The sequence below is a fragment of the Sphingomonas sp. IW22 genome, assembly GCF_041321155.1.
GTDB lineage: Bacteria > Pseudomonadota > Alphaproteobacteria > Sphingomonadales > Sphingomonadaceae > Sphingomonas.
Window position 1 is genome coordinate 62,132 of record NZ_JBGGWB010000003.1, and the last position, 20,324, is coordinate 82,455.

At 66.4% G+C, this 20,324-nt stretch carries 17 protein-coding genes; 11 read left to right on the top strand and 6 right to left on the bottom strand.

Annotated elements, in window-relative coordinates; genetic code table 11:
• Nucleotides 1-32: 32 nt before the first annotated feature.
• Genes ACAX61_RS13825 through pdxH form a run of 3 tightly spaced genes read right to left on the bottom strand, consistent with a single transcriptional unit; the run spans nt 33 to nt 2,355 of the window.
• The gene (locus ACAX61_RS13825; protein WP_370715432.1) at nt 33-827 is read right to left on the bottom strand and encodes a PhzF family protein; all 795 of its coding nucleotides are present in this window, start codon (nt 825-827) and stop codon (nt 33-35) included.
• Nucleotides 827-1,780 (bottom strand): cation diffusion facilitator family transporter, encoded by a 954-nt coding sequence (locus ACAX61_RS13830; protein ID WP_370715433.1) that lies wholly within the window; start codon nt 1,778-1,780, stop codon nt 827-829. Before ACAX61_RS13830 ends, ACAX61_RS13825 begins: the two co-directional genes overlap by 1 nt.
• Nucleotides 1,777-2,355: a pyridoxamine 5'-phosphate oxidase gene (gene pdxH, locus ACAX61_RS13835; RefSeq protein WP_370715434.1), complete on the bottom strand. Its 579-nt coding sequence runs from the start codon at nt 2,353-2,355 to the stop codon at nt 1,777-1,779. The genes ACAX61_RS13830 and pdxH overlap by 4 nt, the downstream gene beginning before the upstream one ends.
• A 98-nt stretch (nt 2,356-2,453) precedes the next feature.
• On the opposite strand from pdxH, the gene ku reads away from it, so the two are divergent.
• From ku to ligD, 3 genes are read left to right on the top strand one after another with little or no spacing between them, the layout of a single operon-like run.
• A complete protein-coding gene (ku, locus tag ACAX61_RS13840) occupies nt 2,454-3,344 on the top strand; it encodes a non-homologous end joining protein Ku (protein ID WP_370715435.1) in 891 nt (296 codons plus the stop codon).
• Nucleotides 3,341-3,820, top strand: coding sequence for an MgtC/SapB family protein (locus ACAX61_RS13845; RefSeq protein WP_370715436.1), 480 nt, complete (start codon nt 3,341-3,343; stop codon nt 3,818-3,820). The genes ku and ACAX61_RS13845 overlap by 4 nt, the downstream gene beginning before the upstream one ends.
• The gene (gene ligD / locus ACAX61_RS13850; protein WP_370715437.1) at nt 3,813-6,221 is read left to right on the top strand and encodes a DNA ligase D; all 2,409 of its coding nucleotides are present in this window, start codon (nt 3,813-3,815) and stop codon (nt 6,219-6,221) included. The genes ACAX61_RS13845 and ligD overlap by 8 nt, the downstream gene beginning before the upstream one ends.
• A gap of 4 nt (nt 6,222-6,225) precedes the next feature.
• Here the strand turns inward: ligD and ACAX61_RS13855 are convergent, their stop codons facing one another.
• Nucleotides 6,226-7,101, bottom strand: coding sequence for an alpha/beta hydrolase (locus tag ACAX61_RS13855; RefSeq protein WP_370715438.1), 876 nt, complete (start codon nt 7,099-7,101; stop codon nt 6,226-6,228).
• A 210-nt stretch (nt 7,102-7,311) separates the two neighbouring features.
• On the opposite strand from ACAX61_RS13855, the gene ACAX61_RS13860 reads away from it, so the two are divergent.
• From ACAX61_RS13860 to ACAX61_RS13895, 8 genes are all read left to right on the top strand, one after another.
• The gene (locus ACAX61_RS13860) at nt 7,312-9,795 is read left to right on the top strand and encodes a circularly permuted type 2 ATP-grasp protein (RefSeq protein WP_370715439.1); all 2,484 of its coding nucleotides are present in this window, start codon (nt 7,312-7,314) and stop codon (nt 9,793-9,795) included.
• Between the two features lie 5 nt (nt 9,796-9,800).
• Complete coding sequence (locus ACAX61_RS13865; protein WP_370715596.1) at nt 9,801-10,679, top strand: transglutaminase family protein; 879 nt, start codon at nt 9,801-9,803, stop codon at nt 10,677-10,679.
• 69 nt (nt 10,680-10,748) lie between these two features.
• Complete coding sequence (locus tag ACAX61_RS13870; RefSeq protein WP_370715440.1) at nt 10,749-11,678, top strand: DnaJ C-terminal domain-containing protein; 930 nt, start codon at nt 10,749-10,751, stop codon at nt 11,676-11,678.
• Between the two features lie 9 nt (nt 11,679-11,687).
• Nucleotides 11,688-12,638, top strand: coding sequence for a YihY/virulence factor BrkB family protein (locus tag ACAX61_RS13875; protein ID WP_370715441.1), 951 nt, complete (start codon nt 11,688-11,690; stop codon nt 12,636-12,638).
• Nucleotides 12,635-13,438, top strand: a complete 804-nt coding sequence (gene fabI / locus ACAX61_RS13880) for an enoyl-ACP reductase FabI (protein WP_370715442.1) — start codon at nt 12,635-12,637, stop codon at nt 13,436-13,438. The genes ACAX61_RS13875 and fabI overlap by 4 nt, the downstream gene beginning before the upstream one ends.
• 10 nt (nt 13,439-13,448) lie before the next feature.
• Nucleotides 13,449-13,961 carry a GNAT family N-acetyltransferase gene (locus tag ACAX61_RS13885; protein WP_370715443.1) on the top strand — a complete coding sequence of 171 codons (513 nt, stop codon included), beginning with the start codon at nt 13,449-13,451 and terminating at the stop codon, nt 13,959-13,961.
• A complete protein-coding gene (gene aroC, locus ACAX61_RS13890) occupies nt 13,958-15,025 on the top strand; it encodes a chorismate synthase (protein WP_370715444.1) in 1,068 nt (355 codons plus the stop codon). The genes ACAX61_RS13885 and aroC overlap by 4 nt, the downstream gene beginning before the upstream one ends.
• 143 nt (nt 15,026-15,168) lie before the next feature.
• Nucleotides 15,169-15,426, top strand: a complete 258-nt coding sequence (locus ACAX61_RS13895; protein WP_370715445.1) for a hypothetical protein — start codon at nt 15,169-15,171, stop codon at nt 15,424-15,426.
• A 54-nt stretch (nt 15,427-15,480) separates the two neighbouring features.
• Here ACAX61_RS13895 and ACAX61_RS13900 read toward each other — a convergent pair whose 3' ends face one another.
• Together ACAX61_RS13900 and ACAX61_RS13905 are read right to left on the bottom strand one after the other, a co-directional pair.
• Nucleotides 15,481-16,770 (bottom strand): adenylosuccinate synthase, encoded by a 1,290-nt coding sequence (locus ACAX61_RS13900; RefSeq protein WP_370715446.1) that lies wholly within the window; start codon nt 16,768-16,770, stop codon nt 15,481-15,483.
• Nucleotides 16,771-16,844: 74 nt separating this feature from the next.
• Complete coding sequence (locus ACAX61_RS13905; RefSeq protein ID WP_370715447.1) at nt 16,845-20,312, bottom strand: PAS domain-containing protein; 3,468 nt, start codon at nt 20,310-20,312, stop codon at nt 16,845-16,847.
• Nucleotides 20,313-20,324 lie beyond the last annotated feature (12 nt).

Genomic DNA, 20,324 nt, shown 5'->3' on the forward strand with positions numbered 1-20,324 from the left:
GTCGCGCCCATCGCCAGTGCGGCGGGCGCGGATTACAGGCGGAAGCGCCCCTCGATCACCGTGACGCATTGCCCCCGCAGGATGACGCGCTCGCCCGCCGCCTCGCAATCGACATGGCCGCCGCGAGCGCTCGCCTGAAACGCGGTGAAGCGCGAACGGCCAAGGCGCGCGGCCCAATAGGGCGTCAGGACGCAGTGCGCCGATCCGGTCACCGGGTCTTCGTCGATGCCGACGGCGGGGGCGAAGACGCGGCTGACGACATCGGTGTCGGTGCCGGGCGCGGTCACGATGTTCAGCGTGTCACCAATCGCTGCCAACGCACGGAAGTCGGGACGCAGCGCGCGGACGGCATCCCCATCGTCCAGCACAACCATGTCGTAACCCGCCGCGTGACGCAGAACCTCGCCCCGCTCGACACCCAGTGCCGCCAGCAATTCGGGCATCTCGACGGGCGAAGGCGGGTAGGCGGGCAGCGCCATGGCATAGCCCGCGCCATCGCGTGCGACCGTCAGCACGCCCGCTTCGCGGGTGGCAAAGGTCACGCGGTCCAGCGCGGCATCGTTCGACAATAGCCAGTGGCCGCTGGCCAGCGTGGCGTGACCGCACAACTCCACCTCGACCGTGGGGGTGAACCAGCGCAGTTCGTAATCGGCACGACCACTTTGGTCGGGGATCAGGAAGGCGGTTTCGGCCAGATTATTCTCCGCCGCAATCGCCTGCAGCACCACGTCGTCGAGCCAGGCGTCCATCGGCATCACCGCCGCCGGATTGCCCGCGAACGGGCGATCGGCAAAGGCGTCGATCTGAGCAAAGGTCAGCTCGGTCATCAGGCGCGCTTTCGGAACCAGTGCGGGGTCACGTCTTCCTCGACCAGGGGATCGTCGGTGTCGGTATGCCCTTCGGGGTCGAGGTGGATCAGCACCTCCACCTTGGGGAAGGCGCGGTGCAGCGCCATTTCCACCGCCTCGACCACGTCATGCGCCTCGACGATGTTCAGCGTGCGGTCGACGTTCATGTGGAACTGCGCGAAATCGCGCGTGCCCGACCGGCGCGTGCGGAAATCATGTATGCCGCGCACGTCGGGCACGGCAACGGCGACGGCGATATAACGCTGCCGCTCGTCCTCCGGCCATTCCTTGTCCATCAACTGATCGATGGCATGGGCCGACGCCTTGAACGCGCCAAAGCCCAGCCACGCGGCAATGGCGATGCCGAACAGTGCGTCGGCGCCCGACAGGCCGAGATAACGATCAAGGACCAGTGCCGCGATTACCGACAGGTTCAGCAGGATGTCGCCCTGATAATGAAGGCTGTCGGCCTGCACCGCGACCGATCCGGTCGCGGCGATGATCCGCTTTTGATAGGCGACCAGCGCCAGCGTCGCGACGATCGCGACCACCGACACCGCAATGCCCAATCCCGGATCCGCAATCGGCGCATCGCTGCCAAGCGCGGTCACGCCGCGCCAGCCGATCGCCAGCGCAGATGCGGTAATCAATGCCACCTGGAACAGCGCGGCCAGCGCCTCTGCCTTGCCATGGCCGAAACGGTGGTCATGGTCGGCGGGCTGTGCCGCCAGCCGCACACCGTACAGCGTGACCAGCGACGCCAGCACGTCGAGCGCAGAGTCGGCAAGGCTGCCCAGCAGCGCGACCGAACTGGTCGTCCAGGCGGCATAGCCTTTCAGCGACAGCAGGAAGATCGCCGTCGCCACGCTCGCCATCGCGGCGCGCGCGGTGACGTTGTTCAGGATGGTGCGGCGGCGTTCGGTTTCGGTCACGGGTACAGCATCCCCTCCCGCCAGCCGTCGTCCGTCGCCGTGAACAGGCGGCGTTCGTGCAGCCGGTGGGCGCGGTCCTGCCAGAATTCGATGGCGGTCGGCGTCACGCGATAACCGCCCCAATGCGGCGGGCGCGGCACGTCGCCACCCTCGAACCGGGCCTTCATTTCATCGAACCGCGCTTCGAACGTCGCGCGGTCGGCCAGCGGGCGCGACTGGTCGCTGGCCCAGGCGCCAAGCTGTGAGTCGCGGCTGCGGCTGGCGAAATAGGCGTCGGATTCGGCGTCGGTGGCGGGGGCGACGGTCCCCTCGATCCGGATTTGCCGGCGCAGCGATTTCCAGTGAAACAGCAGCGCGACATGCGTGTTCGCTGCCAGATCGCCCGCCTTGCGGCTTTCGCGATTGGTGTAGAAGACGAATCCGTCCGGGCCATGCCCCTTGAGCAACACCATGCGGACCGACGGGCGACCCGCTGCATCGGCGGTGGCCAGCGCCATCGCGTTCGAGTCGTTCAATTCGCTGGTTCGCGCTTCCGCGAACCATGCGTCGAACAGCGTAAAGGGATCGTCGGCCATGATCGCGGCGACATACGCCTGTCATGTGGGGCTGTCGAGGAACACAAGCGGCGCTCACGCTTTGAATCGGCCTCGCAACGAACGGGATTGGATGCGTCATGGCTGCGCGCGCTTACTGGCAGGGGCAGATCCGCCTCGCCCTCGTCTCGATCCCGGTGGAAATCTATTCGGCGACGCGCAGCGGTGCCTCGATCAGCTTTCGCCAGATCCACGAACCCACGGGTAAGCCGATCAAATATGAGAAGGTCGTCACCGGCGTCGGCCCGGTGGATGCCGACGAGATCATGAAGGGCTTCGAGATCGAGAAGGGCAGCTATGTCCTGCTCGATCAGGACGAGATCGAGGCGGTGAAGCTGGAATCGAAAAAGACGCTGGAGTTGACCCAGTTCGTCGACGCGCACGAGATTGACGTGCTTTATTACGAAAAGCCCTATTTCGTTGTCCCGGCCGACGATCTGGCGGAAGAAGCGTTCATCGTGCTGCGCGAGGCGTTGAAGCGCACCAAGAAGGTCGGGCTGGGCCAGTTGGCGCTGCGCGGCCGCGAATATGTCGTCAGCCTGAAACCATGCGGGCGCGGCATGGTGCTGGAGACGCTGCGTTATGCCGATGAAGTGCACAAGGCGCAGGGCTATTTCCGCGACATTCCCGACGATGCGCCCGATGCCGATCTGCTCGATCTGGCCGAAACGCTGATCGAGAAAAAGGCGGGCAAGTTCGACCCGTCGGTCTTTCACGACCGCTATGTCGACGCGCTGAAAGGGCTGATCGAGCGCAAGACCAAGGCCAAGGGCGGCAAGATCGTCGAGGATGCCGACGACGATTCGCCCGCCCGGCGCGGTTCGAACGTCGTCGACCTGATGGCTGCGCTGAAGAAGAGTCTGGAGAAGCCGGGCGAGACGACCGGCGGCACGCCGCGAAAGGCGCCCGCCAAAAAGGCTGCGGCGAAGAAGCCTGCGCCCCGCAAATCCCCGGCCCGCAAGCGCGCGTGAGCGGGTTGTTGCTGAACGCACCGATTGCGCTCGACGCGCTGGGATGGGATGCGGTCGCACGGCTGGGCGGTGCGACAGCGGCGGGGCTGTTGCTGGGCGTCGACCGCGAGGTGCGTGGGCACGGGCCGGGACTGCGGACCCATGCCATCATCTGTTTTTCGACCGCGCTGCTGACGGTGGCGTCGATCGCGCTTTACCTGCAACTGGGCGGCCCCGAAGCGCGACTGGACCCGCTGCGCGTGATCGAGGGGACGGCGGCGATGGTCGGCGTAATGGCGGGCGCGCTGATCGTGTTCAGCAAGGGGGAGGTCAAGAACCTGACCACCGCCGCGCATCTGTGGCTGGCGGCAGCGATCGGCATCACCTTTGGCGCGGGGCAATATCCGCTGGCGCTGATGGGGATCGGCGTGGCGGTAGTGCTGTTGACGGTGTTGCGCGCGGTCGAGCAGCGGGCGCCGGAGCGTGACGATGGCTGAGCGCGATCCGCTTGCGACCTATAACGCCAAGCGCGATTTCGCGCGTACCGCCGAACCGGCAGGGTCGCTGGCGGCGGGCAACGGCAATTCGTTCGTCGTGCAAAAGCATGACGCGACGCGCCTGCATTGGGATTTTCGCATCGAACTGGACGGCGTGCTGAAAAGCTGGGCGGTGACGCGCGGCCCCAGCCTGGACCCCGCCGAAAAGCGGCTGGCCGTGCGGACCGAGGATCATCCGCTGTCCTATGCCAGCTTTGAAGGAACGATTCCGGCGGACGAATATGGCGGCGGCACCGTCATGCTGTGGGACCGGGGCACATGGTCGCCGATCAAGGGCAAGTCGGCCAGCGACCTGGAAAAAGGGCATCTGCACTTCGTTCTGGATGGCGAGCGGATGAAGGGCGAGTGGCTGCTGATCCGCCTCAAACCGCGCGGGCGGGAGAAGCGGGAGAACTGGCTGCTCAGGAAAATCGATGATCCACATGCCGGGGGCGCCGACGAACTGGTCGAAACCGCGCTGACCAGCATCGATACCGGCCGCACGATGCAGGAAATCGCCGAGGGCAAGAAGGTGAAGCGCGCCGGGAAGAGCGTGCGCAAGGCGACGCGGCCCAAGTCGCAGGATGTGCAGCTTGCCACGCTGACCGATGCGGTGCCGGCGGGCAATGGCTGGCTGCACGAGGTGAAATATGACGGCTATCGCGCGCTGATCGCGACCGGCGGCGATGGCCCGCGCGTCTATACGCGATCCGGCCTCGACTGGACCGACAAGTTTCCCGCCATTGCAGACGCCATGGCCGCGATCGACACGCCCGCGCTGATCGACGGTGAGATCGTCGCGATGAAGGACGGCAAGCCTGATTTCTCGACCTTGCAGGATGCGATTTCGAACGGCGGCGGCGACATGATGCTGTTCGCCTTCGACCTGTTGGCGGCGGGCGGGGACGATCTGCGCGCGTTGCCGCTGGTCGAGCGCAAGCAGCGCTTGCAGGCGCTGCTGCCCGCCGGGGACACGCGCATCCATTATGCCGAACATGTGCTGGGCGCGGGCGAAAAGCTGTTCGACGCCATGTGTGCGGAGGGGCTGGAGGGCATCGTGTCCAAACGCGCCGACGCCCCCTATCGCGCGGGGCGCGGCAAATCGTGGCTGAAGGTCAAATGCGTCCGGCGGCAGGAATTCGTGATCGTCGGCTGGCTGCCGTCATCGGCCAAGGGGCGGGGTTTTCGCTCGCTGCTGCTGGGGCTCAACGAGGATGGGCAACTGCGCTATGCGGGCAAGGTCGGGACCGGATTCAATGCCGCAACGCAGGACATGCTGCTGGCCAAGCTGGAAAAGCTGAGCCGAAAGACCGCGCCGGTCGATGTCCCACGTGCTGCCGCACGGGGCGCGCAGTGGGTGACGCCCAAGCTGGTGGCCGAAGTCGCCTTTGCCGAGTTTACCGCCGAACAGGTGGTGCGCCACGCCAGCTTTATCGCACTGCGCGACGACAAGCCGGCGAAGGATGTGGCGTCGGAGCCGACGGTGGCGGTCGCTGCTGAACCGGCAATCCGCATCACCAGTCGCGAACGTGTGATCTTTCCCGGTGACGGCATTACCAAGGGGCAGTTGGCCGATTATTATGCTGCGATCGCCGCCCTGGCGCTGCCATGGCTGGCCAACCGCCCGATCAGCCTGGTCCGCTGTCCCCAGGGGCGCGCGAAACAATGTTTTTTCCAGAAGCATGACGCGGGCAGTTTCGGCGAGCAGGTAAATCAGGTCGATATTCGGGAAAAGGACGGGGGGCACGAACCCTATCTGTATGTCGAGGATGCGGTCGGGATGCTGGCGTGCGTGCAGATGGGCACGATCGAGTTTCATGGCTGGGGCGTGCGGGTTACCGATGTCGAGCGGCCCGACCGACTTGTCTTCGACCTGGACCCCGATGAGGGGCTGGACTTCGGCGATGTCAAAAAGGCTGCCGAGCATCTGAAATCGGTGCTGGCCGATATGGGCCTGACCAGCTTTGCCATGCTGTCGGGTGGCAAGGGCGTGCATGTCGTCGCGCCGCTGACGCCGGAGGCCGAGTGGCCGGTGGTCAAATCCTTTGCCGACCGGTTCGCCCGCGCGCTGGCGACGGCGGAGCCGGATCGCTTCACCGCGACAATGAGCAAGGCGAAGCGCAAGGGGCGCATCTTCATCGACTGGCTACGCAATCAGCGCGGGGCGACGGCGGTGCTGCCCTATGTCGTGCGCGCGCGGCCCGGCGCGCCCGTGGCGGCGCCGGTCGCGTGGAGCGAGTTGAAGGACATCGACACCGCCGCCCGCTGGACGCTTGGCGATGCCGACGAACTGATCGAGCGCGCAAACGGCCGCATCCTGAAGGGCTGGGGCGCCGCCGATCAGGTGCTGCCGCCGATCTGACGAGTTACTTCTTGATCATCCAGCCATTGACGGCGAGCCAGTGGATGAAGCTGTCGAACCAGTCGGTGCTGGTCGTCCCCTTCTTGCCCAGCCCAAAACCATGACCACCCGCCTGATACAGATGGAACTCCACCGGGCGCTTGGCCTTTTGCCACGATTCGATCAGCCCGAATCCCTTGCCCGCGAACAGCGGGTCGTCGCTGGCCAACACCGCGAACATCGGCGGTGCGTCGGCAGGCACATTGACCGCGCCGAACGAGCCATAAATGGGACCGATAAAGGCGGGCTTGGTGTCCGGCGCGGTCAGCGCGGTCGCCATCGTCGTGCCCGCGCCCGCCGAAAAGCCGATCATGCCGACGCGCGCCGGATCGACGCGCCATTCGGTGCTGCGCTGGCGGATAAGGGCGAAGGCGGCGCGCGCATCCTCAACCCATGGCGCGACCTGTCCGGCGGGCGGTGCAGCGCGCGGCGAGGGCGTGGAGCGCGCGGCACCGGCGAACATCGCGTCCATTGCCTGCTTGAACTCGGCTTCCCCGCCCGGCGTCGGGCGAGTGCGGTATTTCAGGACGAAGGCAGCGATCCCGCGATCGGCCAGCGCCTGTGCCACGCGCCAGCCCTCATTCTCCATCGACAGGAACAGGAAGCCGCCGCCAGGCGCTACGATGACTGCCGTGCCGTTGGCCTTGGCCGGATCAGGCAGGAAGGGGGTCAGCGTCGCTTCGGTGACGTTGCGGGTGAAAGCGGTGCCATATTGACGGAACCAGCTTTCGCGGGCGGTCGATCCCTCGACCCCCTTGGTGCCGAGCGAAATCGCATTCGGTTCGGCGGGGGCGGCGATAGGGATGATCGTTGCGTCCTGCGCCCGTGCAGGGGCCGCCATCAATGCGGCGGCGATGATAGCGTTACCAAATATGATGCGGCCGAAATACGTCATGGCGTGTCGCTCTCCCGATACATGGAAAGCCCGCGTTGATGCGGGTCGTGGTCGCAAACATGCTGCCGCTTGCGCGCGGTGCGGGCAAGCCCATTGCGCGCGCCCGCGCTTTCGCGGAAAGGGGAGGGGCGCGTCGCAAGCGGGGGAATGGCACGGATGGCAAGTCGAACGGCAAGCTTGTTCGACGCCGGTATCGTGGCGGACCGCTGGATCGCGGATTATCGCGCGGCGCGGTTGCGCGGCGACGTGATGGCCGATGCCGCTGACGATGCCGCATGGCGCGCGCTGTTCGAGGAACTGGCCGCCAATGTCGGCGAATCGCTGGCCGATGCGTTGGAACGCGCACAGCGCCAGGCCGATGACATCGGCACCGGCTTTCGTGTGGCGGGCGACAGTGACGAGCGCCCCTGGCCGCTGTCGCCGGTGCCCCTGCTGATCGACGGCGACGAATGGGCAGGTATTCGCGACGGCGTTATCCAGCGTGCCGAGTTGATGGAGACGATTGCCGCCGATCTCTATGGCCCCGCCCGGTTGGTGTCGCAGGGGCTGATTCCGGCGGCCGTGGTGACGGGCAGCCCCTATTTCCTGCGGCCGATGAAGGGTCTGGTGCCGCCGGGCGGGCATCACCTGAATGTCGTGGCGGTCGATCTGTGCCGCGGGCCGACCGGTGAATGGAGCGTGCTGGCCGATCATCTGCGCGGTCCCGTCGGCGCGGGCTATGCGCTGGAGAACCGGCTGGCAATCGCGCGGACGCTGGGCGGACTTCAGGCGCGGCTGAATGTAGAGCGGCATGCCCCCTTTTTCGCCAGCCTACGCGACGGGCTGGCCGCCGCCTGCGCGCGCAGCGACCCGCGCATCGGGCTGATGACGCCGGGGCGGCTGAACCAGAGCTATGCCGAACAGGCACATCTGGCGCGCTATCTGGGCTTCTTGCTGGTTGAGGGTGCCGATCTGGCCGTGATCGACGACCGGCTTTACGTCCGCACCATCGCCGGGCTGAAGCGCGTCGACGGGCTGTGGCGGCGGACCGATCCCACGCTGCTGGACCCGCTGGCGTTCGATTCTACATCGGCGATCGGCGTGCCCGGACTGGTCGATGCGATGGCGGCGGGCAATGTCGTGGTTGCCAATGCGCCCGGTGCAGGCGTGCTGGAATCGCCCGCACTGGCGGCGTTCCTCCCCGCGCTTTCCACCCGGCTGACGGGGGAGGGGCTGTCGCTGCCTAACATCGCCACCTGGTGGTGCGGACAGCCGCGCGCGGCGGCCCAGGTGGTCGATGAACTGGCCAGCATGACCATCGCTCCCGCTTTCGGCGTGCCGACCCTTGCCCTGTCCGACGGGCGCCCCGTTTCGGGGGCGGAGCTGTCCGACGATGCCCGTGCCGCGCTGCTGGCGGATATCGAGCGGCGGCCACAGGATTATGTGGGGCAGGAAGTGGTGCATCTGTCCACTATGCCCGTCGTCATCGACGGCGCGCTGGTACCGCGACCCTTCACGCTGCGCGTCTTTGCCGCGCGCGACGGGCAAGGCGGGTGGAGCGTGCTGCCCGGCGGGTTCGCGCGCATCGGCGAACATGCCGACCCGCGCGCCACGGCCATCGGAGAGGGTGAATGGTCCGCCGACGTCATCGTCCATGGCAGCGATGCCGTGGAGCCGGTGTCGCTGCTGCCCGCCGTCGATTCGCTGCACCTGCGCCGCAATCCCGGCACCTTGCCCAGCCGCGCGGCGGACAATCTGTTCTGGCTGGGTCGCTATCTGGAACGGGGTGAGGCGCTGCTGGGCCTGATCCGCGTGTTGCTGGGCCATTCAATCACTGCCGATGCGGGCGCGGCGCTGGCTCCGGCCACGGTCCGCCGCATCGCCGCGACGATCGCGTCGCTGGGTGCCGCGCCAGAACCGTCGAGCCACCGCCGCACCGATCTGGTCACCACCGCGCGCACGGCCATGGAGAGCGTCGATAGTGGCTGGTATTCGGTGCGCGCCATCAACCGCCAGGCGCGCGGGCTGGGCCGGGTCAGCCGCGACCGGCTCGCCGCCGACATGATCCGCCTGCTGGACGCGCCGCACCCCACGCGGGGCGGGGTGCTGGACCGGGCAGGTTCGCTCCAGCGGCGCTATGCCGCGCTGGCGGGGCTATCGGCGGAGCATATGGGCCGCACCGATGGCTGGCGCTTCCACGATCTGGGTCGCCGCATCGAACGCGCGATCAAGATCGTGCGCGCGGTTCTGAGCTTCGGGATCGAGGCGTCGAGCGCCGATGACCTGTCGGTCCTGCTCGACCTGGCGGACAGCCAGATTAGTTATCGGCAGCGATATCTGACCGGCATCGCGCGGGTGGCGGTGATCGACCTGGTGGCGCTGGACCCCGGCAATCCGCGCGCGCTGGCATTTCAGGTGGCGCGCATCGCCGAGCATCTGGCTGCGCTTCCGGTTCTGAAGGACGACGGACTGGCCGAACCGCAACAGCGCGTCGCCGCCGAACTGGGGGCGATGCTGGCGACGGCGGATGCCGCGACGCTGGACGCCGGCGCGCTGTTGGCGATCGAGGGGCGGCTGATCGCGCTGGCGGACGCGGTGGCGCGGCGATATTTCCTGCAAGGGGCCGAACCCCTGCGCGCCAGCGGCCTGACGCTGGCATGACCATCATGCGCTATGCCATCCGCCACGTGACGCATTTCGACTATGCCGAGCCGGTCGCGTTCGCCCGCTGTAACCTCAGGCTCCAGCCCATCGACTGGCCGGGCCAGCGGGTGATCGACTATTCGCTGACCATCCGCCCTGGCGGCCGCACGGCGCCTGCACGCGCGCAGGCGGGGCTGGCGCACGTTACCCGGCTGGTCGTCGATCAGCCGACGCGCGAGCTGACCATCGAAAGCGTCGCGCACATTACCGTCGACCGGCCGATCCCCGTGCCCTCAGCCGATGATCCGACGCTCGCTGATGTCGCGCGGCTGGCCCGCGACAGCCGCGACCTGTCGCCGCTGTCGCCAGCGGCCTATCTGTACCCCAGCCCGCGCATCCCGGTGAACGACGAGATTGGGCGGTGGTGTGCTGAGGACCTGTCACCCGGACGCGGCGTGCTGGAGGCGGGGATCGCGCTTGCCCGGCGCATCCAGCGCGAATTCGCCTTCGACCCCGCCGCCACCCTGGTCGACACGCCGCCGGCAGAGGCATTCGCCAAGCGGGGTGGTGTGTGTCAGGACTTTGCCCAGATCATGCTGTGCGGATTGCGCGCGGCGGGTGTGCCGGCGGCCTATGCGTCCGGTTATCTCCGCACGCTGCCACCACCGGGGCAGGAACGGCTGGTGGGTGCCGATGCCACTCATGCCTGGGTCCTGATCTGGTGCGGGCCGGTGCTGGGCTGGGTCGGGGTCGATCCGACCAACGGCATCTGGATGGCGACCGATCACGTCATCGTTGCCATCGGCCGCGATTATGGCGACATCGCGCCGATCGACGGCATCGTCCTGGGTTCGGGTGCGCAGGACATGGACGTGTCGGTCGACGTCGCGCCACAGGAGTGACGCGGCGAAGATTGCCATCGCGGTGATGGCGGCCCATCTAGCGGGCAACGATGTTCAACGGGGAATCAAGTGGCTGATCCTTACGCAACCCTCGGCGTGTCGCGCGGCGCGGGCGAGGACGAGATCAAGAAGGCATATCGCAAGCTCGCCAAGGAGCTGCACCCCGACCGGAATCGCGACAACCCAAAAGCGTCGGAGCGTTTTTCCCAGGTCACCAACGCCTATGACCTGCTGACCGACAAGGACAAGCGCGCGCGGTTCGACCGGGGTGAGATCGACGCCGACGGCAACCCGACCGCGCCTTTCGGCTTTGGTCGCGGCGGGCCGGGCGGTGGCGCGGGCGGCGGTGGCTTTCGCCCCGATTTCGGCAGCGACGGTGGCGATTTCGGCGACATTTTCGAAGGCCTGTTCGGTGGCGCGCGCGGGGGTGGCGGTGGCGGTTTCGCCAGCGGCTTTGGCCGGCGTCAGGCGCCAAAGGGCGCGAACGTCGCCTATCGCGTGGCAGTGCCCTTTGTCGACGCGGTGACGCTGGCGCCGCAGCGGCTGAACCTGCCCGACGGCACGACGGTCGAGGTCAAGCTGCCCGCCGGCGTCGATACCGGCACCCAGATGCGCCTGGGCGGCAAGGGGCAGCCCGGCCCCGGTGGTAATGGCGATGCGATGGTGACGATCGAAGTCCAGCCGCACCCGTTTTTCAAGCGCGATGGCGACGATGTCCGCCTGGACCTGCCGATCACGCTGGCCGAAGCGGTACTGGGGGACGAAGTGCGTGTGCCGACGCCCGACAGCGCGGTGAAGCTCAAGGTGCCGCGCGGCGCCAGTTCGGGCAAGACATTGCGCGTGCGCGGTCGCGGTTTCCACCGCAAGGACGGGACGCGCGGCGACCTGCTGGTCACGCTGATGGTCGACCTGCCTGCCGATGATGCGGCGCTGCAAGCCTTTGTCGAGGGGTGGGAAGGCGCACACAAGGGGAACCCGCGCGGTCGCCTTGGCGTCTGATCGGATAATATGAAGGTCGATCCGCATGAACTGACGCCGGAAGGGCGGGCGAAACAGGGCGTCGTGCGCCGGCATCTGGCGAGCCTGGGCATTGGCGGGCGGGCCTTGGAGGTGATGAAGCGGGTGGCGGTCGGGACCTACACCACCGGGTTCACCCATGCCGGCAATCTGGCCTATCTGTCGATCCTGACATTGTTTCCGTTCTTCATCGTCGCCGCGTCCATCGCGCGTGTGTTCGGGCGGACGGGCGACGGCGTGCGCGCGCTGGACGCTTTTTTGCGAACCGTCCCGCCCGATGTGGCGGAAGTGTTGCAAAAGCCGATTGCCGACGTGCTGGCCGCGCGCGCGGGCAATCTGGTGTGGCTGGGTGTGATCGTCGGTTTATGGACGACGGCCAGCTTCATCGAAACCGTGCGCGGCGTCCTGCGCGAGGCGTACGGCGTCACCATGTCGCGCCCCTTTTGGGAATATCGCCTGGGGTCGATCGGGCTGATCATCGCGTCGGTGCTGTTGGTGCTGATCGCCTTCAGCCTTCAGGTCGTGCTGACCGGGGTGGAGACGTTCATCGTGCGGCTGCTGCCCTTTGCGGGCGATATCGCGCAACTCGTCTCGATCAGCCGAATCGCCCCGGCGCTGGCGTTGTTCGGCGCGATTTACATGCTGTTCTATACGCTGACCCCGTCGCGCTGGCGTTGGTCGAAATGTCCGAAATGGCCCGGCGCCCTGCTGGTGGCGGTGTGGTGGATCGCAACCACCGCGTTGTTACCCGTGGTACTGGGCGGATTGGGCAACTACGACCTTACCTATGGCAGCCTGGCCGGGGTGATGATCGCCCTGATTTTCTTTTTTGTGATCGGACTGGGACTGGTGGTTGGAGCCGAATTGAACGCCGCACTGGCGGAACTGCCCGAAAACGGTCTAGAGGCCGCCGACGTCCAGAAGGAGGATCAGGCGGCGTGAGCGGATTGATGCAGGGCAAGCGGGGACTCGTCATGGGTTTGGCGAACGATCGTTCGCTCGCCTGGGGCATTGCGAAACATTTGGCAGATCAGGGCGCCGAACTGGCGTTCAGCTATCAGGGCGATGCGCTGGCGCGTCGTGTGAAGCCGCTGGCTGAGCAGCTTGGCTCGGATTTCATCTTTGATTGCGACGTGAGCGACATGGCTTCGCTCGACGCCGCGTTCGAGACGCTGAAATCGCGGTGGGAGACGATCGATTTCGTCGTCCACGCCATCGGCTTTTCGGACAAGAACGAGCTGCGCGGTCGCTATTATGACACCAGCCTCGAAAATTTCCTGATGACGATGAACATCAGCGTCTATTCCTTCACCGCCGTGGCACAGCGTGCGCGGGCGATGATGCCGAATGGCGGGTCGATGCTGACGCTGACCTATTACGGGTCGGAAAAGGTCGTGCCGCATTACAATGTGATGGGTGTGGCAAAGTCGGCGCTCGACACGTCGGTCAAATATCTTGCCGCCGATTTGGGACCGGAGAATATTCGCGTGAACGCGATTTCCGCCGGGCCAATCAAGACGCTGGCGGCGTCCGGCATCGGCGATTTCCGCTACATCCTGAAGTGGAACGAGCTGAACGCGCCGCTGCGTCGCAACGTCACGATCGAGGATGTGGGTGGTGCTGGTCTCTACCTGTTGTCGGACCTGGCATCGGGCGTGACCGGCGAGATCCACCATGTCGACGGCGGCTATAACGTGATCGGCATGAAGGCCGAGGACGCGCCCGACATCGCGCTGTCCTGACGCGCCGCCCATGGACATCCGCCCCGCCCGGCCAGAGGACGTGCCCGCGCTGGACAGCCTGCTGCGCACCAGCTTCGAAAGCGCGGCGGAGGCGGATCTGGTGCGCCGCCTGTGCATCGACGGCGACATGGTGCTGACCATGATCGCGCGCGATCCCGATATCGTCGGCGCGGCCGTGTTCAGCCGCATGGCGGTGGAAGTGAACGGCGCGGCCATTCCCGCCGTCGCGCTGGCACCGCTGGCGGTGGCGGGGCCGTGGCGGCGACAGGGTGTGGGCGAAGCGCTGGTCGCGGCGGGGCATGACGCACTGGCGCGCGCCGGATGGGTACTGAGCTTCGTGCTGGGCGAGCCGGCTTATTATGCGCGCTTCGGCTATGCGGCCGATTGGGCGAGCGGTTTCGACAGCCCCTATGCCGGCGATTATCTGATGGCCATGCCGCTGCAATCGGCGGGGATGCCGTGCGGCGTGCGCGGCACGGCCACCCATGCGCCGGCCTTTGCCGCGCTATCGGAGGATGCATGAGCTTCAACAGTTTCGGCCGGGTCTTTCGCTTCACGACCTGGGGTGAAAGCCACGGGCCGGCGATCGGCGCGGTGGTCGATGGCTGCCCGCCGGGACTGACGCTCAGCGAAGCGGACATTCAGCCCTTTCTGGACGCGCGCCGCCCCGGCACCAGCCGCTTCACGACGCAGCGGCGCGAACCCGACGCCGTCCGTATCCTGTCGGGCGTGTTCGAAGGGCGCACGACCGGCACGCCGATCAGCCTGATGATCGAAAATGTCGACCAGCGGTCCAAGGATTATTCGGAAGTCGCCAAGGCCTATCGCCCCGGTCACGCGGATTACGCCTATGACGCCAAGTACGGCTTTCGCGACTATCGCGGCGGCGGGCGATCGTCGGCCCGCGAAACGGCCAGCCGCGTGGCGGCGGGGGCGGTCGCGCGCGCGGTCATTCCCGAAGTGACGATCCGTGCCTGGGTCGAATCGATCGGCGGTGACGCCATCGACCCCACCCGGTTCGACGCGGATGAAATCGCGCGCAATCCCTTTTTCTGTCCCGATCCGGTCGCAGCAGCGCGTTGGGAAGGGCTGGTCGACGGCGCGCGCAAGGCGGGGTCATCGCTGGGCGCTGTCATCGCCGCAGAGGCGACCGGCGTGCCCGCCGGATGGGGCGCCCCGCTTTACGCGAAGCTGGACAGCGAACTGGCGGCGGCGATCATGTCGATCAACGCGGTAAAGGGCGTGGAGATCGGCGACGGGTTCGACGCCGCACGCCTGACGGGTGAGCAGAATGCCGATCCGATGCGCCCCGGCGAGGGCGGGCCCGCTTTCCTTGCCAATCATGCGGGCGGCATTGCGGGCGGTATTTCGACAGGCCAGCCGATCCGCCTGCGCTGTGCGTTCAAGCCGACCAGCTCGATCCTGACGCCGGTGGAGACGGTCACTCGCGAGGGCGAGGCGACCGAAATCGCGACGCGTGGGCGCCATGACCCCTGCGTAGGTATTCGCGGCGTGCCGGTCGTGGAGGCGATGCTGGCGCTGGTTTTGGCTGATCAGAAGCTGCTTCACCGCGCCCAGTGCGGCTGATTTCGGCTAAATAAGGCAAGAATCGGGCGGATGGATGCTATCCAGCGCCCAGTTGAGCGACCCTTTCCTGTTGGCGGGCGTTTAATACCCGCAAGTTCGCAAGAGGAAAGGTAGTTCCAATGCGTAATAAAGCTATTGTTGCCGTGGCCCTGATGTTTGGTTCGACTGCGGCTGTCGCCCAGATGACGCCGCAAACGACTCCGCAGACCACGCCGGAAACCATGCAGCAGACGATGCCCGGCCAGACTGCGCCGCAGCCGACCACGCCGGATGCAACGATGCCGGGCCAGACTGCACCCGACAGCACGGTTGATGAGGGCATGAACAATCCGTCGACCACGACAGAGCCGACGGTGCCCGAAACCACCGAACCGACCGACGACACGCCCCCGCAGGGCTGAAGCCGGTAAATGAAAATCGGCCCCGCATCCCATCGATGCGGGGCCGTTTTCGTGTCAGTCGGCGAAGGGGTCGCGAACCAGGATCGTGTCTTCCCGTTCCGGGCTGGTCGACACCAGCGTGACGGGGCAGTGGATCAGTTCTTCGATCCGGCGGATATATTTGATCGCCTGTGCCGGCAGTTCGGCCCAGCTCCGCGCTCCGGCGGTCGTTTGTGACCAGCCTTCCATCGTTTCATAGATCGGCTCGACCCGTGCCTGATCGGCGGCATGGGCAGGGTAATGGTCGAGCTGCGTATCGCCCAGGCGATAGCCGGTGCAGATCTTCACTTCCTCAAACCCGTCCAGCACGTCCAGCTTGGTCAGCGCGATGCCGGTGATACCGCTGACCGCCGCCGACTGGCGCACCAGCACGGCGTCGAACCAGCCGCACCGGCGCTTGCGACCGGTGACGGTGCCGAATTCATGCCCGCGCACGCCCAGCCGTTCGCCGGTCTCGTCCTCCAGCTCGGTGGGGAAGGGGCCAGAGCCGACGCGCGTCGTATAAGCCTTGGCGATGCCCAGCACGAAGCCGACCGCTCCCGGCCCCAGACCCGAACCGCCAGCCGCAGTGCCGGCGATCGTGTTGGAGGAGGTGACGAAGGGATAGGTGCCGTGATCGATGTCGAGCAGCACGCCCTGCGCGCCTTCGAACAGGATGCGCTTGCCACCCGCGCGGGCGTCGTTCAGCATCCGCCACACCGGCGCCGCGAACGGCAGCACGAAGTCGGCGATGCCGCGCAGTTCCGCGATCAACGCCTCGCGGTCGATCGGCGATTCGCCGAAACCGGCGCGCAGCGCATCGTGATGCGCGCTCAGCCGGTCGAGCTGCGGACCGAGATCGTCCAGATGCGCCAGGTCGCACACGCGGATCGCGCGACGGCCCACCTTGTCTTCATAAGCCGGGCCGATGCCGCGCCGCGTGGTGCCGATCTTGCCCGCGCCGCTCGCATCCTCACGCAGACCGTCCAGGTCGCGGTGGAAGGGCAGGATCAGCGTACAGGTTTCCGCGATCATCAGCGTGTCGGGGGTGACGGTCACGCCCTGTTCGCGCAGTCGCTCCACCTCTGCCTTCAGCGCCCAGGGGTCCAGAACGACGCCGTTGCCGATCACGCTGGGCGTGCCGCGGACGATGCCAGAGGGCAGCAGCGACAGCTTATAGACCTTTTCGCCCACGACCAGCGTGTGTCCGGCATTGTGGCCGCCCTGGAACCGGACCACAACGTCGGCACGCTCCGCCAGCCAGTCGACGATCTTGCCCTTGCCCTCGTCACCCCATTGGGCGCCGATTACCGCCACATTCGCCACGACTGTTCCTCGATGCTGGAAAAAATGCGGCCCCGCCCTATCGCCGGAGGGCGCCCACGTCCACCCGCACGCTGTCAGCCGTCGAGCGCGTGGCGCACATGGCGGCTCAGTTGGGCAAGATTGAACGGTTTTGGCAGCAGCGGCGGGTCGCCCGGTTCCACCTCTACACCCTTTTCGCGAGTATAGCCGCTGGTGAACAGGACGCGCAGCCCCGGCACGCGTGCACGCGCGCTGTCGGCCAGTTCGCGTCCGGTCATTTCGGGCATGACCATATCGGTGAACAACAGGTCCGGGTGCAGCCCGTCTTCGATCAGTTTCAGCGCCTGTGGCCCGGTCGCGGCGCATTCGACGCGATAGCCAAGCTCACGCAACGCCTCGATCGAAAAGGCGCGGACCCGCTCCTCATCCTCGACGACCAGCACCAGCTCGCCGTCGCGCGCGTTCAGGCTGTTATGGTCGAGCGCCACGCGGGTTTCGCTGTCGCGATCATCTTCGGTCACCAGAGGCGCGCACGGCAGGAATACGTGAACCGCCGTGCCCTCATTCGGAACCGAGTCGATCCGGACATGGCCGCCCGATTGCCGGACGAAGCCAAAGACCTGGCTCAGGCCCAGCCCGGTGCCCTTGCCGACCGCCTTGGTCGTGAAAAACGGCTCGAACGCGCGGCGCACCACCTCTGGCGGCATACCGGCGCCGGTGTCGGACACGCAAAGGCTGACATATTCGCCGGGCTTGACGTGATAGCCCTCGGCCTCAGCGCCTTCGATCGGGCGCTGGCCCGTCTCGATCGTCAGCACCCCGCCGCCTGGCATTGCGTCGCGCGCATTGACCGCAAGGTTCAGCACAACGTTTTCAAGCTGGCTGGGGTCGGCCACCGCGTTGTGCAGATCGGCTGCCAGGTGCGTTTCGACGCGGATGTCGTCGCCGATGGTGCGCGTCAGCAGCTCGATCATGCCCCTGACCATCGCGTTCACATCGACCGCGCGCGGCGCCAGCGGCGTCTGGCGGGCAAAGGCGAGCAACCGTTGCGTCAGGCCGGCTGCGCGTGTCGCACCGTCGCGTGCGGCAGTGACATAGCGGCCGATATCGGTCGATCCTTGCGCGAGCCGCCGCTCGAGCAGATCGAGCGCGCCGATCACCACCGCCAGCATGTTGTTGAAATCATGCGCAATGCCGCCGGTCAGCTGGCCCACAGCCTCCATTTTCTGGGCCTGGCGCAACTGTTCCTCGGCTGATGTCAGCTGCTTGGTACGTTCGGCGATCGCGTGTTCCAGATCCTCGCGTGAGCGGGCAAGGACTTCGCGCGCCTCGACAACCGCCTGAATATCGGTGGTGGTGCCGAACCAGCGGGTGATGGCGCCGTGTTCGTCGCGCACCGCATTGGCGCGTCCCTGAACCCACCGATATGTGCCGCTGGCTGCGTGAAAAAGGCGGAATTCGGCCTCATAGGGTTCGCCGCTGGCGACGCTGTGCTGCCATCGCTGGAACACGGCTTCGCGTTGATCGGGGTGGACCAGCGCTTCCCAGCGTTCGATGCCGATATCGGTGGCGGAGGTACCGGTATATTCGAACCAGCGGGCGTTGGAATAATCGATCTGGCCATCGGGCCGTGCCGCCCAGACCATGTGGTCGATCGAATTGGTGATGGCGCGGAACTGCGCCTCGCTTTCGCGCAGCCCGGCGACGGCGGTCGCGCGTTCGACCGCGTCCCATGAAATCTCGGCCACCGCCTCGACAAAGGCGACATCCTCGTCGCTCCAGTCGCGCGGCTCGGCCTGATTGACATACATGGTAGCGACCCAGCGGCCGTGGCGCAGCAATGGAACGCCGACCGCCGCGCCAGTGACGCGCGCGATGGCCGTTCCTTTGAGTTCGGGGTCCGCGCGCGAATTGCTGGCGACCATGCTGCGCCCCGCGCGATAGCGCTCGATCGATTTCCAGCCCAGTTCGGTTGCGGCAAGCGAGCCTTTCAGAATGGGCAGAACGCCATTGGACCAGCACGGCCCCATTTGCGCGTTGCCGCCGCCGTCCAGCCGATAGAAGCCCACCCGGTCAAGCTTCATCCGCCGTCCAAGCGCCGCAGCCGTAAAGCGCATGATCGCGTCGGGCGTGTCCAGCGAACGCTGCCGTTCGGCAAGCGCATAGATGAACGCCTGACTTTCGTTGGCGACTCGCAGCTCCTCCGCCGTCGCACGGGCGGCTTCCTCGGCGGCCTTACGCTCGGTGATGTCGAAGGTGACGCCGGGAAAGCGGACCATCGCCCCGTTTTCGCCCCGCAACGGACGCCCTTGGGCCGCGACCCAGCGGACGCTGCCATCGGGCTGCGCCAGTCGATATTCCTCGGAAAACGGGGTGCCGGTCACCAACGTTAGATCGATCGCGGCTCGCACACGCGTCGCATCGTCGGGGTGGATGGTGGCGAAAAAGTCCTTGAGTGGCGTGCCTTGAAGCGCCTGTTCGGCGTTCGTGCCATAGAGGCTGGCAAAGCGGGCGTCGGTCTTCACCCGGTCGTTGACGACATCCCAGTCCCAGATGCCGACACCCTGTGCCGCCTCCAGCGCAAGGTTCAGCCGCGCCTGGCTTTCCTCCAGCGCAAGTTCGGCCGATGCCCGGTCGGTGACGTCGGTTGCTTCGATGAAAATCCGGCTGACCGTGCCGTCGGGATCGCGGATCGGCTGATAGACGAAATCGAGGACGCGCTCCTCCAGCGGAACCGTGCCGCCGCGCGCCAGCAGGATGCGCGCACCCCATGCGCGATAGGTTTTGCCGGTGTCGCGCACATTGTCGAGCAGGTCGACAAAGCCCTGATTGGACACTTCGGGCAGCGCCTCCGCAATCGGCTTGCCGATGATGTCGCGCCGGCCGACCAGCTCGTGATAGCTGTCATTGGCCATGACGAAGCGATGATCCTGTCCCGACAACAGGGCAACCGCGCCGGGCGATTGCTGGAACAGCTCGACCAGCCGGTCGATCTCGGCACGCTGCTGGCGTTCGGCCAGCACGGTGCGCGTGGTTTCGTTGCCCTGATTCAAAATGCCGACGACGGCGCCATATTCGTCGCGAATCGGGGTGCCCGAATAATTCCAGTAGGTCTCGGTCGGAACGCCCCCACGGCGCATCATCAGCAACTGGTCGTAAGCGCTGAAAGACTGGCCATCCTGCAGGACGGAATCGAACTGTGGCCCCACCACATCCCAGATATCGGACCACACTTCGGACCCGCGACGCCCCAGCGCCCAGGGATGGCGATCGGCCGGAATTTCCGACCAGGCATCATTGTAAAGCAGATGATATTCCGACCCCCAATAGATCGCCATCGGAAAGGCAGAGGCCAGACAGATGTTCAGGCTGAAGCGCAACGCCTGCGGCCAGGTGTCGGGCGGGCCCAGCGGATGGCCGCGCCAATCCGCCTCGCGGATACGCGCCGCCATCTCCCCCGGATGGTCTAGAAAACGTAGCCCCGAATACATCGGCACCTGCGATGCGGGGGGATTGGGGGGCTTGTCAATCGAAACCGCCGCTCGCTCGACAATGGCGAGCAAGCGACTATGCAA